Origin of the sequence: Burkholderia alba (assembly GCF_034721475.1) — a bacterium.
GTDB lineage: Bacteria > Pseudomonadota > Gammaproteobacteria > Burkholderiales > Burkholderiaceae > Burkholderia > Burkholderia alba.
The window spans coordinates 137,376-153,824 of sequence record NZ_JAWJWL010000017.1; the positions used below are offsets into that span (position 1 = coordinate 137,376).

Annotated in this window: 13 protein-coding genes; 1 reads left to right on the plus strand and 12 read right to left on the minus strand. The window is 66.2% G+C overall.

Going from position 1 to position 16,449, the window contains the following annotated elements; all coding sequences use genetic code 11:
• Position 1: 1 nt before the first annotated feature.
• On the minus strand, positions 2 to 1,243 hold the full coding sequence (argJ, locus tag RZR99_RS20215; RefSeq protein WP_323121547.1) for a bifunctional glutamate N-acetyltransferase/amino-acid acetyltransferase ArgJ: 1,242 nt from the start codon (positions 1,241 to 1,243) through the stop codon (positions 2 to 4).
• A 150-nt stretch (positions 1,244 to 1,393) separates the two neighbouring features.
• Complete coding sequence (secA, locus tag RZR99_RS20220) at positions 1,394 to 4,192, minus strand: preprotein translocase subunit SecA (RefSeq protein ID WP_323121548.1); 2,799 nt, start codon at positions 4,190 to 4,192, stop codon at positions 1,394 to 1,396.
• A 266-nt stretch (positions 4,193 to 4,458) separates the two neighbouring features.
• Here secA and RZR99_RS20225 point away from each other — a divergent pair, with 266 nt between their 5' ends.
• On the plus strand, positions 4,459 to 4,932 hold the full coding sequence (locus tag RZR99_RS20225) for a DciA family protein (RefSeq protein ID WP_323121549.1): 474 nt from the start codon (positions 4,459 to 4,461) through the stop codon (positions 4,930 to 4,932).
• Between the two features lie 85 nt (positions 4,933 to 5,017).
• Here the strand turns inward: RZR99_RS20225 and lpxC are convergent, their stop codons facing one another.
• From lpxC to murD, 10 genes are all read right to left on the minus strand, one after another.
• Complete coding sequence (gene lpxC, locus RZR99_RS20230; RefSeq protein ID WP_323121550.1) at positions 5,018 to 5,935, minus strand: UDP-3-O-acyl-N-acetylglucosamine deacetylase; 918 nt, start codon at positions 5,933 to 5,935, stop codon at positions 5,018 to 5,020.
• Positions 5,936 to 6,175: 240 nt separating this feature from the next.
• Positions 6,176 to 6,682: a peroxiredoxin gene (locus tag RZR99_RS20235; RefSeq protein WP_323121551.1), complete on the minus strand. Its 507-nt coding sequence runs from the start codon at positions 6,680 to 6,682 to the stop codon at positions 6,176 to 6,178.
• Positions 6,683 to 6,864: 182 nt separating this feature from the next.
• Positions 6,865 to 8,058 (minus strand): cell division protein FtsZ, encoded by a 1,194-nt coding sequence (gene ftsZ / locus RZR99_RS20240; RefSeq protein ID WP_323121552.1) that lies wholly within the window; start codon positions 8,056 to 8,058, stop codon positions 6,865 to 6,867.
• A gap of 110 nt (positions 8,059 to 8,168) precedes the next feature.
• Entirely contained in the window at positions 8,169 to 9,401 is a 1,233-nt protein-coding gene (gene ftsA / locus RZR99_RS20245) for a cell division protein FtsA (protein ID WP_323121553.1), read from the minus strand.
• 26 nt (positions 9,402 to 9,427) lie between these two features.
• On the minus strand, positions 9,428 to 10,180 hold the full coding sequence (locus RZR99_RS20250) for a cell division protein FtsQ/DivIB (protein ID WP_323121554.1): 753 nt from the start codon (positions 10,178 to 10,180) through the stop codon (positions 9,428 to 9,430).
• A 20-nt stretch (positions 10,181 to 10,200) separates the two neighbouring features.
• The gene (locus RZR99_RS20255; protein WP_323121555.1) at positions 10,201 to 11,142 is read right to left on the minus strand and encodes a D-alanine--D-alanine ligase; all 942 of its coding nucleotides are present in this window, start codon (positions 11,140 to 11,142) and stop codon (positions 10,201 to 10,203) included.
• A gap of 1 nt (position 11,143) precedes the next feature.
• The gene (murC, locus tag RZR99_RS20260) at positions 11,144 to 12,538 is read right to left on the minus strand and encodes a UDP-N-acetylmuramate--L-alanine ligase (protein WP_323121556.1); all 1,395 of its coding nucleotides are present in this window, start codon (positions 12,536 to 12,538) and stop codon (positions 11,144 to 11,146) included.
• Complete coding sequence (murG, locus tag RZR99_RS20265) at positions 12,535 to 13,638, minus strand: undecaprenyldiphospho-muramoylpentapeptide beta-N-acetylglucosaminyltransferase (protein ID WP_323121557.1); 1,104 nt, start codon at positions 13,636 to 13,638, stop codon at positions 12,535 to 12,537. The genes murC and murG overlap by 4 nt, the downstream gene beginning before the upstream one ends.
• Positions 13,635 to 14,921 (minus strand): putative lipid II flippase FtsW, encoded by a 1,287-nt coding sequence (gene ftsW / locus RZR99_RS20270; protein ID WP_323121558.1) that lies wholly within the window; start codon positions 14,919 to 14,921, stop codon positions 13,635 to 13,637. Before ftsW ends, murG begins: the two co-directional genes overlap by 4 nt.
• Entirely contained in the window at positions 14,918 to 16,441 is a 1,524-nt protein-coding gene (murD, locus tag RZR99_RS20275; protein WP_323121559.1) for a UDP-N-acetylmuramoyl-L-alanine--D-glutamate ligase, read from the minus strand. Before murD ends, ftsW begins: the two co-directional genes overlap by 4 nt.
• Positions 16,442 to 16,449 lie beyond the last annotated feature (8 nt).

Genomic DNA, 16,449 nt, shown 5'->3' on the forward strand with positions numbered 1-16,449 from the left:
CTTACGAACGATAGTCCGCGTTGATGCTGACGTAATCGTGCGACAGATCGCAGGTCCAGACGGTGGCCTGCGCGTCGCCGCGGCCCAGCAGCACGCGGATCGTGATCTCGCTCTGCTTCATCACACGCTGGCCGTCTTCTTCCTGGTAGGCCGGATTGCGCCCGCCCGCCTTCGCGACGAGCACGTCGTCCAGGTAGAGATCGAGCTTGTCGACATCGAGATCCGTTACGCCCGCGTAGCCGATGGCCGCGAGAATCCGGCCGAGGTTGGGATCCGACGCGTAGAACGCCGTCTTCACCAGCGGCGAGTGGCCGATCGCGTAGGCGATCTGACGGCATTCGGCGACGGTCTTGCCGCCCTCGACCTGCACGGTGATGAACTTGGTCGCGCCTTCGCCGTCACGCACGATCAACTGCGACAGGGATTGTGCGACATCCGTTACCGCCGCACGCAGTGCCGCGTAGGCGGGCGAGTCGGTCGACGTGATCGCGGGCAGGCTCGCCTGGCCGGACGCGATCAGGATGAACGAGTCGTTCGTCGACGTATCGCCGTCGATCGTGATGCAGTTGAACGAGCGGTCGGCCACTTCCTTCACGAGGGTGTCGAGCACGGGCTGGGCGACCGCCGCGTCGAATGCGAGAAAGCCGAGCATCGTCGCCATGTTCGGCTTGATCATGCCGGCGCCCTTGCTGATGCCCGTCAGCGTGATCGTGTGGCCGTCGATCGTCACCTGCCGCGAGGTCGCCTTCGGCAGCGTATCCGTGGTCATGATCGATTGCGCGGCTTCGTACCAGTGCGCGGCCGCACGATTCGAGAGCGCGGACGGCAGGCCGGCCTTCAGGCGCTCGACCGGCAGCGGCTCGAGAATCACCCCGGTCGAGAACGGCAGGACCTGCTCCGGCCGGATCCCGGCCAGACGGGCCAGCTCGACGCAGGTCTCGCGGGCATGCGCGAGGCCCGGCTCGCCGGTGCCCGCATTGGCGTTCCCGGTATTGATCACGAGCGCGCGGATGCCCGCGCCGCCGTCACGCACCTTCGCCAGATGCTCGCGGCACACCGTTACCGGCGCGGCGCAAAAGCGATTTTCGGTGAAGACGCCCGCCACCGTCGCGCCGTCCTCGACGGACACGACCAGCACGTCCTTGCGGTTGGGTTTGCGGATATGCGCCTCTGCCCAACCCAGCGTGACGCCGGCGACGGGATGCAGTTGGGCGGGATCGATCGAGGGAAAATTGACAGCCATGTGAAGCACCTGCCGGAAGGAAAATGCCGGCCCCAGCCGGCATCGATTGATTGAACGAACCGGCGGCCACGGGCACGCGGACCGCCGCATCAGACATCACATTATCTTGCGCACAAACGACGCGGCGCGCTCATCGCACGCCGCCTTCGATCACGACAGCTTGCCGTGGCAGTGCTTGTACTTCTTGCCGCTCCCGCATGGGCACGGATCGTTGCGACCCACCTTCGGCACTTCGCCGCCGGGACCGCCGTGGCTCATCGCGTCGCCGACCATCTCGGCCGTGGCATCCGCCACCGCCACACCGCCCGCGACCGCCGCGGCGCCCACTTCGGTGAAGTCGGCATGACGGAATTCGACGTTGTCGACGAGATGCCCGCCCTGCTCTTCGATCTGCTCCGCCACGTCCTCCAGTTGCTCCGGCGACTGGATCTGCACGTTCATCACGACGCGCGTGACTTCCTGCTTCACCGCCTCGAGCATCGCGGCGAACAGCTCGAATGCCTCGCGCTTGTATTCCTGCTTCGGATTCTTCTGCGCATAGCCGCGCAGGTGGATGCCCTGGCGCAGGTGATCGAGCGCGGCGAGGTGCTCGCGCCACAGCCGGTCGAGCGTCTGCAGCATGATCGAACGTTCGAACGCGCTGAACGACTCGCGGCCCACCAGCGCAACCTTCGCGTCGTAATGCTCGTCGGCGGCCGTCACGACGGCGTCGAGGATTTCGTCTGCGCTGATCGACGACGACTCGTTCACCATTTCCTGGATCGCGAGGTCGAGCTGCCAGTCGTTGCGCAGCGCTTCCTCGAGTTCCGGCAGATCCCATTGTTCCTCGATGCTGCCCGCCGGTACGTACTGGCGCACCAGTTCGGTGATCACGCCGTGACGCATCGCGCCGATGGTCTCCGCGATGTCGTTCGCCTCGAGCAACTCGTTGCGCTGCTGGTAGATCACCTTGCGCTGGTCGTTCGACACGTCGTCGTATTCGAGCAACTGCTTGCGAATGTCGAAGTTGCGCGCTTCGACCTTGCGCTGCGCCGATTCGATCGAGCGGGTCACGATGCCCGCCTCGATCGCCTCGCCTTCCGGCATCTTCAGCCGATCCATGATCGCGCGCACACGGTCGCCCGCGAAAATGCGCAGCAGCGGATCTTCCAGCGACAGGTAGAAGCGCGACGAGCCCGGATCGCCCTGGCGACCCGCGCGGCCGCGCAGCTGGTTGTCGATCCGACGCGACTCGTGCCGCTCGGTGCCGATGATGTGCAGACCGCCAGCCGCCTTCACCTGGTCGTGCAGCGCCTGCCATTCGTCGTGCAACTGCTGAACCCGGCGCGTTTTCTCGTCCGCCGGAATCGCGTCGTCGGCTTCGATGAAGCTCGCCTGCTTCTCGGCGTTGCCGCCGAGCACGATGTCGGTGCCGCGGCCCGCCATGTTGGTGGCGATCGTGATGCGCTGCGGCCGGCCCGCTTCGGCGACGATCGCCGCTTCACGTTCGTGCTGCTTTGCATTCAGCACTTCGTGCGGCAGCCCGGCCTGCTTGAGCAGGTGCGACAGCAGCTCGGAATTCTCGATCGACGTCGTGCCGACCAGTACCGGCTGGCCGCGCTCGTAGCACTCGCGGATGTCGCGGATCACCGCGTCGTAGCGTTCCTTCGCGGTCTTGTAGATCTGATCCTGCTTGTCGATCCGCTTCGGCGGACGATTGGTCGGAATCACAACCGTTTCCAGACCGTAGATCTCGTTGAATTCGAACGCTTCCGTATCGGCCGTGCCGGTCATGCCGGACAGCTTCGTATACATCCGGAAGTAGTTCTGGAACGTGATCGACGCGAGCGTCTGGTTTTCGCTCTGGATCTTCGCGTGTTCTTTCGCCTCGACCGCCTGGTGCAGGCCGTCCGACCAGCGGCGGCCGGACATCAGGCGGCCCGTGAATTCGTCGACGATCACGACCTCGCCGTTCTGCACGACGTAATGCTGGTCGCGATAGAACAGCGTGTGGGCGCGCAGCGCGGCATACACGTGGTGCATCAGCGTGATGTTCTGCGGCGCGTACAGGCTCTCGCCTTCGCCGATCAGGCCCCATTCGGCGAGCAGGCGCTCGGCCTTCTCGTGGCCCGATTCCGTCAGGAACACCTGGCGCGCCTTTTCGTCGAGCGTGTAGTCGCCCGGCTTCTCGACGCCCGTGCCGTCCGCCTTCTCCTCGCCGATCTGACGCTCGAGCAGCGGCGGCAGCGCGTTCATCCGCACGTACAGTTCGGTGTGGTCCTCGGCCTGACCGGAGATGATCAGCGGCGTGCGCGCCTCGTCGATCAGGATCGAGTCGACCTCGTCGACGATCGCGAAGTTGAGCGGCCGCTGCACCCGCGCGTCGGTCTCGTAGACCATGTTGTCGCGCAGGTAGTCGAAACCGAATTCGTTGTTCGTGCCGTAGGTGATGTCGGCCGCGTACGCCTGCTGCTTCTGGTCGTGCTCCATCTGCGACAGGTTGATGCCGACCGACAGCCCGAGGAAGTTGTAGAGACGTCCCATCCACTCGGCGTCGCGCTGCGCGAGGTAGTCGTTCACCGTCACGACGTGCACGCCGCGCCCGGACAGCGCGTTCAGGTAGGCCGCGAGCGTCGCGACGAGCGTCTTGCCCTCGCCGGTGCGCATTTCCGCGATCTTGCCGTAGTGCAGCACCATGCCGCCGATCAGCTGCACGTCGAAGTGGCGCATCTTCAGCACGCGGCGGCTCGCTTCGCGGCACACGGCAAACGCTTCGGGCAGCAGCTTGTCGAGCGATTCACCGCCCGCGACACGCTGACGAAATTCCCCTGTCTTGCCGCGCAACTGGTCGTCCGTCAACTGCTCGATCTGCGTTTCGAGCGCATTGATCGCAGCGACGGTCTTTTGGTATTGCTTGACGAGCCGCTGGTTGCGGCTGCCAAAAATTTTCTGGAGAAAACCGGTTGTCATCGGATCGGGTATGCGTCGCTGCAACGGCCCCGGAGTACGTGACACCCTCCCCGGCGCGCCGAGCCTCGGCGGCTTAGCGTATAAGTGAATTCAAACGACGAATTTTAGCACGCGGACCCGCGCACACCGGTGTCCTCGGCCGACACCGCGCAACGGGCCGCCGGCGGGCCCGCGCAAGCCGCGCCGGATGCCTTCGGCGGCGGCGCGGCGCGGTACAATCGGCGCATCTTCCGTCATGCGCAGCACCCGTGCCGCCGTCCCCGTTCATGAACCGATCTTCCCGGCACTTCCCACGTGGCCTGTCGCGACCGCAAGCCGTGGCCGACGTGTTGAACCGCACCGACGCCTATGCTGCGCTGCGAGCCGGCGTCGAGCAGGTCACGGCACTGCGGCGGGATCTGGGCGGATTGCTCCCCGATTATCTGGCCAACAATGTCGAGCCGGGCTTCATCAAGGAAGGTGTGCTGACGCTGTTTGCCGCGCACAACGCGCTCGCGGCGCGGCTGCGTCAAGTCGAGCCGAGGCTCCTGTCGGAGCTGCAGGCACGCGGCTGGCCGGTTGCCGCGCTGAAAGTCAGAGTGCGTCCGCAGCCGGCGCCCGAACCGCCGCGCATCAAGGAAGCGCGGATGTCGCCGACCGGCGCTGACGCGCTGCGCCAGCTGGCGGATATGCTCGAGCCGTCACCGCTGCAGATCGCGCTCGCACGGATGGCGGCCCGCCACGCGAAACCTCCTCGGTGAAACCGGCGCGGCGCCCTCGAGGCAACGGCCGGAAATAAAAAAAGCGACCGAATGGTCGCTTTTTTGGGGCCCGGCGCTGTGCGGATCAGGCGAAAGCCGTCTGCGCATCGAAACCGAAACCGCGCGGAGCCGTCTTCGGATCGTCGAACGACACGATCTCGTAGGCATCCTCGTTCTTGAGCAGTTCGCGCAGCAGCGCGTTGTTCAGACCGTGACCCGACTTGTACGCGGTGTACGACGCGAGCAGCGGGTGACCGATCACATACAGATCGCCGATCGCATCGAGGATCTTGTGCTTCACGAATTCGTCGTCGTAGCGCAGACCGTCGTTGTTGAGGATCCGGTACTCGTCGAGCACGATCGCGTTGTCCATGCTGCCGCCGCGCGCGAGGCCCATCTCGCGCAGCATCTCGGCCTCGTGCGCGAAGCCGAAGGTGCGCGCACGCGCAATCTCGCGCACGTACGACGTGTTCGCGAAATCGACTTCAAGCGCCTGCCCCGTCTTGTCGACGGCCGGATGGCGGAAATCGATCGTGAACTTGAGCTTGAAGCCGAAATACGGGTCGAGACGGGCAAACTTGTCGCCATCGCGAATCTCGACCGGCTTCTTGATCTTGATGAACCGCTTCGCCGCGTTCTGCTCTTCGATGCCCGCCGACTGGATCAGAAACACGAACGTCGCCGCGCTGCCGTCCATGATCGGGATCTCTTCGGCCGTCACGTCGACATAGAGGTTGTCGACACCGAGGCCCGCGCATGCGGACATCAGATGCTCGATCGTCGATACGCGCACGCCGTCCTTCTGCAGCACCGACGCGAGCCGCGTGTCCCCGATCGACATCGTCGACGCCGGGATGTCCACGGGAGTCGGCAGGTCGACGCGGGAAAACACGATGCCCGTGCCGGGTGCGGCGGGACGGAGCGTCAGCTCGACCTTGCGGCCGGAGTGAACCCCGATGCCGACGGTCTTGACGATCGATTTGATGGTGCGCTGCTTCAACATGGTGATCTTCTTCTTGATTGATAATTTCAATCAGGACTTTTATTCGATAGACGAGAGTATAGCGTAATTCCCTATTCCGCGTTGCCTGATTCGACGTATCAAACTGTTTCGACACGTTACTCCGGCGGATGCGGGACGGGCCAATGCCCGGAACGGAGGCGTTTCCGGTCATCGGCCCGTAATAAAACAGCCCTGTCAGGTTCGCGCGCCGTTGCCCTCAAGCAACGCCGCACGCCTTTTTCAGCGCTTCAAACCCGCCAGCACGCTGGCCGCATCGCTGACTTCGAACTTGCCCGGCGCTTCGACCGCAAGCGTCTTGACCACGCCGTTGTCGACCACCATCGCGTAGCGCAGGGAGCGAATCCCCATGCCGCGCGCCGACAAGTCCTGCGTAAGTCCCAGTGCATGAGTGAAAGCCGCGCTGCCGTCCGCCATCATGCGCACCTTGCCCGCGGTGTGCAGATCGCGTCCCCAAGCGCCCATCACGAATGCGTCATTGACGGCAACGCACCAGATTTCGTCGACGCCCGCCGCGCGCAATGCGTCGGCGTGCTCGAGGTAGCCCGGCACATGCTGCGCCGAACAGGTCGGCGTGAAGGCGCCCGGTAATCCGAAGATCACCACGCGCCGGCCCGCCGTCTGCTCGCGCACGCTTTGGGCATTCGGCCCCAGCGTGCAGCCCGCGCGCGCCTCGTCGATGAACTCGAAGAGTTGCGCATCGGGCAGCGTATCGCCCACTTGAATCATGCCTGGTCCTTCATGGCAATGCGTTGATCGGTCCGCGACAGACGACACGCTCCCCACCCGCCTCGCGTCAGCGAAGAGGGCACGATGCCCGGCCCGGCGTCGCGTGCGACGCGGCCTGTCATGGGTCGCTTCATCCGTCACGTCGGCCTGCCGCGACTACCGCGGCACGGCCTGCCCGTGCGTCAGTCCGCCTGCTTGCGCAGGAAGGCCGGGATGTCGTACGTGTCGACGCCCTTTTCCTGCAGCGCCTGCACGTGCGACGCAGCCGTTTCGCGCGAATTGCGCCACACGGCCGGCGTGTCGAGCGCGCCGTAATCGGCCGCGCTGACGTGTGCCGGTGCGTAGCTGTGCGACACGGCGCTGATCGGCTGATTGTCGGTACCCGTGCGCAGCAGCGTCATCGGTGCCGATTGCTGCTTCTTCGCAGCACGGCCGAGACCCGTCGCCACCACCGTCACGCGCAGCGCATCGCCCATCGCGTCGTCGTACACCGCGCCGAAGATCACCGTCGCGTCGTCGGCCGCGTAGCTCTTGATGGTGTTCATCACCTCACGCGTTTCCGACAGGCGCAGCGAGCGGCTCGACGTGATGTTGACCAGCACGCCGCGCGCACCCGACAGATCGACGCCTTCGAGGAGCGGGCTCGCCACGGCCTGTTCCGCCGCGAGACGCGCGCGATCGACGCCGGCCACCGTAGCCGTGCCCATCATCGCCTTGCCCTGCTCGCCCATCACCGTCTTCACGTCCTCGAAGTCGACGTTCACGAGGCCGTCGACGTTGATGATTTCGGCGATCCCGGCCACGGCGTTGTTGAGCACATCGTCAGCGCACTGGAAGCACTTGTCCATCTCGGCATCATCGCCCATCACCTCGAACAGCTTGTCGTTCAGAACGACGATCAGCGAGTCGACGTGATCCTCCAGTTGCTGCGAGCCGGCTTCCGCCACGCGCATCCGCTTGCCGCCTTCGAACTCGAACGGCTTGCTGACGACGCCGACGGTCAGAATGCCCATCTCCTTGGCGATCTGCGCGACCACCGGTGCCGCGCCCGTCCCCGTGCCGCCACCCATGCCCGCGGTGATGAACACCATGTGGGCACCGCGCAGCGAGTCGGCGATGCGCTCGCGCGCCTCTTCCGCCGCCGAACGGCCCATCTCCGGCTTCGCGCCGGCGCCGAGCCCCGTCCCGCCGAGCTGAATCACGGACGGTGCGCGCGAGCGCGACAGCGCCTGCGCATCCGTGTTCATCACGATGAAATCGACGCCTTGCACGCCGCGGTTGATCATGTGCTGCACGGCGTTGCCGCCAGCGCCGCCAACGCCGATCACCTTGATGACCGTACCATTGGTTTCGGTTTCCAGCATTTCGAATTCCATTGTTGCCTCCGTCAAGAAAAAAAGCTGCTACTCGGCCGTTATCCGGCAGGAGATCGGGCAACCCCCTGTCGCGCGCCGGCCGCCGGCACCGGCGCGAATGTCGAATTCGTTCAGAAGTTGCTCAGGAACCAGTCCTTCATCCGCGTGAAGATCTGGCCCGCCGAACCGGACTGCACCGCCACCTTGCGGCCGCGCATCCGCTGAGCGCTTCCTTCCACGAGCAGGCCCATCGCCGTCGAATAGCGCGGATTGCGCACGACGTCGGACAAGCCGCCCGCGTATTCCGGCGCACCGATGCGCACCGGTTTCAAGAAAATGTCTTCGCCGAGTTCGACCATCCCCGGCATCATCGCAGCGCCGCCCGTCAGCACGACACCGGAACTCAGTAACTCTTCGTAACCGGACTCGCGCACCACCTGCTGCACGAGCGAGAACAGCTCCTCGACGCGCGGCTCGATCACCGCCGCAAGGGCCTGGCGCGACAGCGTGCGCGGACCGCGCTCGCCGAGCCCCGGCACCTCGACCATTTCGTCCGGATCGGCGAGCGCCTGCTTCGCGATCCCGTAGCCGACCTTGATGTCTTCCGCATCCGGCGTCGGCGTGCGCAGCGCCATCGCGATGTCGCTCGTGATCTGATCGCCCGCGATCGGGATCACCGCCGTGTGGCGGATCGCGCCTTCCGCGAAGATCGCGATGTCGGTCGTGCCGCCGCCGATGTCGACGAGCACCACGCCGAGATCCTTCTCGTCCTCCGTCAGCACCGCGAGCGACGACGCGAGCGGCTGCAGGATCAGGTCGTTCACTTCCAGCCCGCAGCGGCGCACGCACTTGACGATGTTCTGCGCGGCGCTCACCGCGCCCGTCACGATGTGCACCTTCACCTCGAGGCGGATGCCGCTCATGCCGATCGGCTCGCGGACATCTTCCTGCCCGTCGATGATGAATTCCTGCGTGAGGATGTGCAGCACCTGCTGGTCGGTCGGGATGTTGATCGCCTTGGCGGTCTCGATCACGCGCGCGACGTCCGTCTGCGTCACTTCCTTTTCCTTGATCGCGACCATCCCGCTCGAATTGAAGCTGCGGATGTGGCTGCCGGCGATCCCCGTGAAGACGTTGGTGATCTTGCAGTCGGCCATCAGCTCGGCTTCCTCGAGCGCGCGCTGGATCGACTGCACGGTGGCCTCGATGTTCACCACCACGCCTTTCTTCAGACCCTTCGACTCGCTCTGGCCGAGGCCGATCACCTCATAGTGACCCTCGCCTTTCAGTTCGGCGACGACGGCCACTACCTTCGACGTGCCAATGTCGAGGGCAACCAGCAGATCTTTGTAGTCTTTGCTCATAAAGTGCTCTTGCGTGTGATGTCCTGTTACTTCTTGCCCTTGTCGGGTTCGCTCAGGAAGCGCATGCCCGCCGCGCGGATCGCGAACCCGTTCGGGTAGCGCAGGTCCGCGTATTCGATGTCGCTGCCCCAGCGCTGCGTGACGGCCGGCCATGCGGCGACGAGACGCTGGGAGCGATCGAACAGCGTTTCGCTGTTGCGTTCCTTCCCGAGCTCGACCTGCATGCCGTTCGACAGCTTGACCGTCCACGCATAGCGCGGCGACAGCGTCACTTCCTCCGGCGTCGCCTTGAGCGGCGCAAACCATTTCGTGAAATCGCGATACCGCGCGACCACGTCCTTCGCACTGCCTTCCGGACCGTCGAATACGGGCAATTCCTCGTCCAGTTCGCCCTGGTTGGCGGTAAACAGCTCGCCGTCGGTGCTGACGAGCTGATCGCTGCCCCAGGTCCCGAGCGGTTTGTACTCCTCGAGCGTGACAGCAAGCGCATTCGGCCAGACCCGCCGCACGCTCGCATGGCGCACCCAAGGCATCTGCTCGAACGCGACGCGCGCGGCATCGAGATCGACCGTGAAGAAATTGCCCTTCAGCCGGCCCACCACGCCCGCACGCACCGTCGGCGCGTTGATGTGCTCGGTATCTCCGTCGATCTGGATCGCGTGCAACGCGAAGGACGGCCGCTGGATCAGCCAGTAGCACCCCGCCGCCGCCAACACGAGCAGCAGCAGCGCGTACAGCGCGCTGGCGGCAAGATTCAGTTGGCGAACGTTATTCCACATGACTCAAATCCGATTCTGCGTCAGTCGTTAAGCGTGAGCGACAGCACTTTCACCACCAGCTCCGAATAGCTGATGCCGACCGCGCGCGCCGCTTTCGGCGGCAGCGAGTGATCGGTCATCCCCGGCGCGGTATTCACCTCGAGGAAATACGCGTCGCCCGCCGCGTCGAGCATGAAATCCGCGCGGCCCCAATCGGTACAGCCGAGCACGTCGAACGCGCGGCGCGCGAGCTGCTTCAGTTCCGCCTCCCGCGCGGCGCCCAGCCCGCACGGAATCAGGTATTGCGTGTCGTCGGCGACATACTTCGCGTGATAGTCGTAGAACTCGCCCGCCGGCACGATCTTGATCACCGGCAAATCGAGATCCCCCGCGATGCAGGCGGTGTACTCGCCGCCGCCCTCGATGCTCTTCTCGACAACCACGATTGTGTCGTGCCGCGCCGCTTCTTCCAGTGCGGCCGGCAACGCAGCGGCGCTTTTCACCTTCAGCACCGCGACGCTCGACCCTTCGCTCGCCGGTTTCACGAACAGCGGCAAGCCGAGATTCGCGACGATCTCCTGCGCGCGCGCGTCATAGACATCGCCGCGCAGCACCGTTTCGAACGGCGGCGTCGGCACGCCCGTCTGCTGCCAGACCAGCTTGGTGCGGAACTTGTCGAGCCCGAGCGCCGAGCCCAGCACGCCGCTGCCCGTATAGCGAATGCCGTAGAAGTCGAGCGCGCCCTGAATCTGACCGTTCTCGCCGTAGCCGCCGTGCAGCGCGTTGAACGCCCGGACGAAGCCTTCGTCCTTGAGCGCCGACAGCGGCCGCTCCGACGGATCGAACGGATGCGCATCGATGCCCGCGTCGCGCAGGCCCTGCAGCACCAGCCGGCCGGAAGTCAGCGATACCGCCCGCTCGGCGGATTCGCCGCCCAACAACACCGCCACCTTGCCGAAACGTTTCGGATCGATCCCGCTCATGTCATTCCTTCGATTGCTGTTCTTGGGTGAGCTTGCCCGGCACGCCGCCGATCGAACCCGCCCCCATCGTGATTACCACGTCGCCCGGACGCGCGATCTGCGCGAGTGCCCCAGGCACCGCGTCGACCGTCTCGACGAGCACCGGCTCGACCTTGCCCGCCGCGCGTAGCGCCCGCGACAGCGCGTCGCCGTTCGCGGTCGGAATCGGCGCCTCACCGGCCGCATAGACCTCGGTCAATACCAGCGCATCGACCGTCGACAGCACGTTGACGAAATCCTCGAAGCAGTCGCGCGTGCGCGTGTAGCGGTGCGGCTGGAAGGCGAGCACGAGGCGGCGACCCGGAAACGCGCCGCGCGCGGCCGCCACCGTCGCCGCCATCTCGACCGGATGATGGCCGTAGTCGTCGATCAGCGTATAGGTGCCGCCCGCCACGGGAATCTCGCCATGCCGCTGGAACCGCCGGCCGACGCCGTTGAATTCCGCGAGCGCCAGTTGGATCGCATCGTCCGAGACGCCGAGATCCGTTGCGATCGCGATCGCCGCGAGCGCGTTCTGCACGTTGTGCAGCCCCGGCAGGTTGAGCACCACCGGCAGCGGCGCGCATCCTTCGCGCTGGACCGTGAAATGCATCTTGCCGTCCCGCGCGTCGAGATGCTCCGCGCGCACCTGCGCATCCGCCGCGAGGCCGTAGCGCACCACCGGCTTCGAGATGAACGGGATGATCTGACGCACGTTCGGATCGTCGACGCACACCACGGCGCTGCCGTAGAACGGCAGACGCTGGGTGAATTCGATGAACGCCTGCTTGAGCCGCGCGAAATCGTGGCCGTAGGTGTCCATGTGATCCGCGTCGATGTTCGTGATCACCTCGATCACCGGATACAGATTCAGGAATGACGCATCCGATTCGTCGGCTTCGGCGACGATGAAGTCGCCCGTGCCGAGCCGCGCATTCGCGCCGGCGCTGATCAGCCGGCCGCCGATCACGAAGGTCGGATCGAGACCGCCCGCCGCGAGCACGCTCGCGACGAGGCTCGTCGTGGTCGTCTTGCCGTGCGTGCCGGCAATCGCGATCCCCTGCTTCAAGCGCATCAGCTCGGCCAACATCACCGCGCGCTGCACGATCGGCACGCGCTGGCGGCGCGCGGCGAGCACTTCCGGGTTGTCCGAGCGCACCGCGGTGGACACCACCACGGCGTTCGCCCCTTCGATGTTGGCCGCGTCGTGGCCGACCGCGATCCGCGCGCCGAGCGCCGCGAGGCGCTCGGTCACCGCATTGCGCGACAGATCTGAGCCGCTCACCTGATAGCCCAGGTTGACGAGCACTTCCGCGATCCCGCTCATGCCCGCGCCGCCGATTCCGACGAAATGAATGTGTTTGACGATGTGTTTCATGGTGTTTCTTCCAGATTCGCGCCCGCCGCCGCCGCGCATGCGCGCGCGACTTCATCGGTGGCATCGGGCTTGGCCAGCGAGCGCGAACGCTCCGCCATCGCCGCGAGCGACTCGCGTGACTGGCTGCGCAGCCAGTCGGCAAGCAGCTCGGCCGACAGGTCGCGTTGTTGCACCAGCACCGCCGCGCCTTCGTCGGCGAGGAAGGCGGCATTGGTCGTCTGGTGATCGTCGACCGCATACGGGAACGGCACGAACAGCGCCGCGACGCCGACGGCCGCGATCTCCGCCACGGTCATCGCGCCGGAACGGCAGATCACCAGATCGGCATTCGCATACGCCGCCGCCATGTCGTCGATGAACGGCAGCAGTTGCACGTCGCTGCCGTACGCCAGCCCGGCCGCCTCGTAGTTCGATTTCAGTGTCTCGATATGCTTCGCGCCGGCCTGGTGCACCACCTGCGGGCGCTCGGCCGGCGGCATCAGCGCCAACGCGCGCGGCACCACTTCGTTGAGCGCGGCGGCGCCGAGACTGCCGCCGACCACCAGCAGATTCAGCTTGCCGCTGCGCGCGGCATAGCGTGCTTCGGGCGGTGCCGTGCGCGCAAGTTCCGCGCGGATCGGGTTGCCGGTCCATTCGGCGTGCGGCAGCGCGCCCGGAAACGCGACGAGCACCCGCTTCGCCAGTTTCGCGAGCACCTTGTTCGCGAGGCCGCCGATCGAGTTCTGTTCGTGCAGCACCAGCGGGCGGCCGGTCAGCGCCGTCATCACACCCGCCGGGAACGTGATGTAGCCGCCCATCCCCAACACGACATCCGGCTTCACCCGGCGCAGCACGGCGAGGCTCTGGCCGCACGCGCGCAACAGATTGAAGGGCAGCATCAGCTTGGTTTTCAGCCCCTTGCCGCGCAGGCCGCCGAAGCGCACGTATTCCATCGGGATGCCGTGCTTCGGGACGAGCGTCGCTTCCATTCCGGCCGGGTTGCCGAGCCATACGACGCGCCAGCCCTGCGCTTCCATCCGATGGGCGACCGCGAGCCCCGGGAACACGTGCCCCCCGGTGCCGCCCGCCATCACCATCAGGGTGCGCCGCGTGGTGGTCATACTTTCCCTCCGCGCATCAGCACCCGGTTCTCGTAATCCACCCGGAGCAGCACCGCCAGCGCGACGCAGTTCAACAGGATGCCCGACCCGCCGTAGCTGACGAGCGGCAGCGTCAAGCCCTTGGTCGGCAACAGACCGAGATTCACGCCCATGTTGATGAACGCCTGCGCGCCGAACCAGATGCCGACGCCCTTCGCCATCAGACCGGCGAAAGTCCGGTCGAGCGCGAGCGCCTGGCGGCCGATCTCGAACGCGCGCCGCACGATCCAGTAGAACAGCAGGATCACGACCAGCACGCCGACGAACCCCAGCTCCTCGCCGATCACGGCAAGGATGAAGTCGGTGTGCGCTTCCGGCAGGTAATTGAGTTTCTCGACGCTGCCGCCCAGACCCACGCCGAACCATTCGCCGCGACCGAACGCGATCAGCGAGTGCGTCAGCTGATAGGCCTTGCCCTGCGCATAACGCTCGTCCCACGGATCGAGGTAGGCGAAGATCCGCTCGCGGCGCCACGGCGAGAGCCAGACCAGCATCGTGAAGGTGCCGACCGCCGTCGCGACCAGCCCGCCGAACAGCTTGCCGTTGACGCCGCCGAGAAACAGCACGCCCATCGCGATCGCGGCGACCACCATGAACGCGCCCATGTCCGGCTCGAGCAGCAGCAGCGCGCCGACCATGCCGACCGCGAACGCCATCGGCAGGAAGCCCTTCGCGAAACTCTGCATGTATTCCTGCTTGCGCACCGTGTAGTTCGCCACGTAGATCGTCACCGCGAGCTTCATGATCTCCGACGGCTGCATGTTCGTGATGCCGAGCGGAATCCAGCGGCGCGCGCCGTTCACGCCCTTGCCGACGTGCGGGATCAGCACGATCACGAGACCGACCAGCGCGATCAGGAAAAGGTGCGGGGCGTACTTGTCCCAGGTCGACACCGGGACGCGGAACGCGATCACCGCCGCGATGAACGCGACGGCGAGCGAGATGACGTGGCGCATCAGAAATGCGTAATCGTGATACGACGCGTATTTCGGCGAATCGGGCATCGCGATCGACGCCGAATACACCATTACGACACCGAGCCCGAGCAGCGCGATCGACACCCACAGCAGCGAGTAATCGAAATCGAGCATTCGCGAACGGGTCGGACGGGCGCCGTTGACGACGCTCGCGAGACCGCCGGCGGCGGAGCGCGCGCCCGACGTCACGCGTGCTCCCGCACCGGCGCCGCCGGCTGCGTCGCGCTGACCGTTGAAACGCGAAACGAGGCGATCGGACCAGCTCATATCGTCGTTCCTTTTTCCAGAGCTATCTCTTCCACCGCGCCGCGGAACACCTCGGCGCGATGCGCGTAATTCTTGAACATGTCGAGACTGGCGCACGCGGGCGACAGCAGCACGGCGTCGCCGGGCTGCGCGAGTTCGCTCGCCGCGCGCACCGCTTCGTCGAGCGTCGCGTGATCGGCGAGCGCCACGCCCGTCTCGGCAAGCACGGCGCGCAACGCGGGAGCATCGCGGCCGATCAGCATCACGGCGCGGCACCAGCGCGCGACCGGGGCGACGAGCGGCGCGAAATCCTGGCCCTTGCCGTCGCCGCCGGCGATCAGCACCGTGCGCTGAGCCAGACCGTCGAGGGCCGCGACCGTCGCCCCGACGTTCGTGCCCTTGCTGTCGTCGACATAATCGACGCCTTCCAGCGACGCAATCACCTCGACCCGGTGCGCCTCGCCGCGGTACTCGCGCAAGCCGTGCAGCAGCGGCGCGGCGGGCAGGTCGATAGCGCGTGCGAGCGCGAACGCGGCGAGCGCGTTCGCTGCGTTGTGCAGCCCGCGGATCCGCAGCGCGTCGGCCGGCATCAGGCGTTTCAGGCCGATATCGCGCGGCGCGGCCGCCTCCTGCTTCCGGCGGCGCGGCGACACCGGTTCGTCGGTCGCATCGCGATCGTGCGCCTCGACGAGCCAGTTCATGCCGTTGTCGCGCAGCAGCCCGGAGTCGCCTTCGCGAGTCGGCTCGTTCAGACCGAACGTGACGACCCTCGGCGCATCGGCGGCCGCGGCCGGCGGCGCGAACTTCATCGCCTCCGCGTCGTCGCGGTTGAGCACCCGCACGGTACGCGGCCCGAAGATCCGGCCCTTCGCCGCCGCATAGGCGGCGAAACCGCCGTGCCAGTCGAGATGGTCCTGCGTGATGTTGAGCACCGTCGCGGCGTCCGGCGCGAAGCTCAGCGCGGTGTCGAGCTGAAAGCTCGACAGCTCCAGCACCCAGACGTCCGGCAACGCCGTCGCGTCGATGGCCTCGGCCAGCCGGTCGAGCATCGCCGGGCTGATGTTGCCGGCGACGGCCACCTTCCGGCCCGCGCGCTCGCACAGCAATCCGGTCAGGCTGGTCGTCGTGGTCTTGCCGTTGGTCCCGGTGATCGCCAGCACTTTCGGCGCGTATCCGTTCGCACCCAGCGCGGCAAGCGCCTGCGCGAAGAATTCCAGTTCGCCCCACACCGGGATGCCGTGCTCGCGCGCGGCAGCCAGCAGCGGCGCCAGATCGTCGGCGAGCGGCGACAGCCCCGGGCTCAGCGCGACCAGTTCGATGCCGCCGTCGAGCAACGCCGGGCTCAGTGCGCCGCCGACGAATTCGGCATCGATCCCCGCTTCCGCGAGAGCGGCAAGGTTCGGCGGCGCATCGCGCGTGTCGGCAATACGCAGCCGGCACCCGTGCCTCGCACACCACCGCGCGATCGCGAGACCCGACTCCCCGAGCCCCAGCACAAGCACCATCGGCCGTTGCCGATCTCCAAACTTCTCGCCGAACATCCTGACTT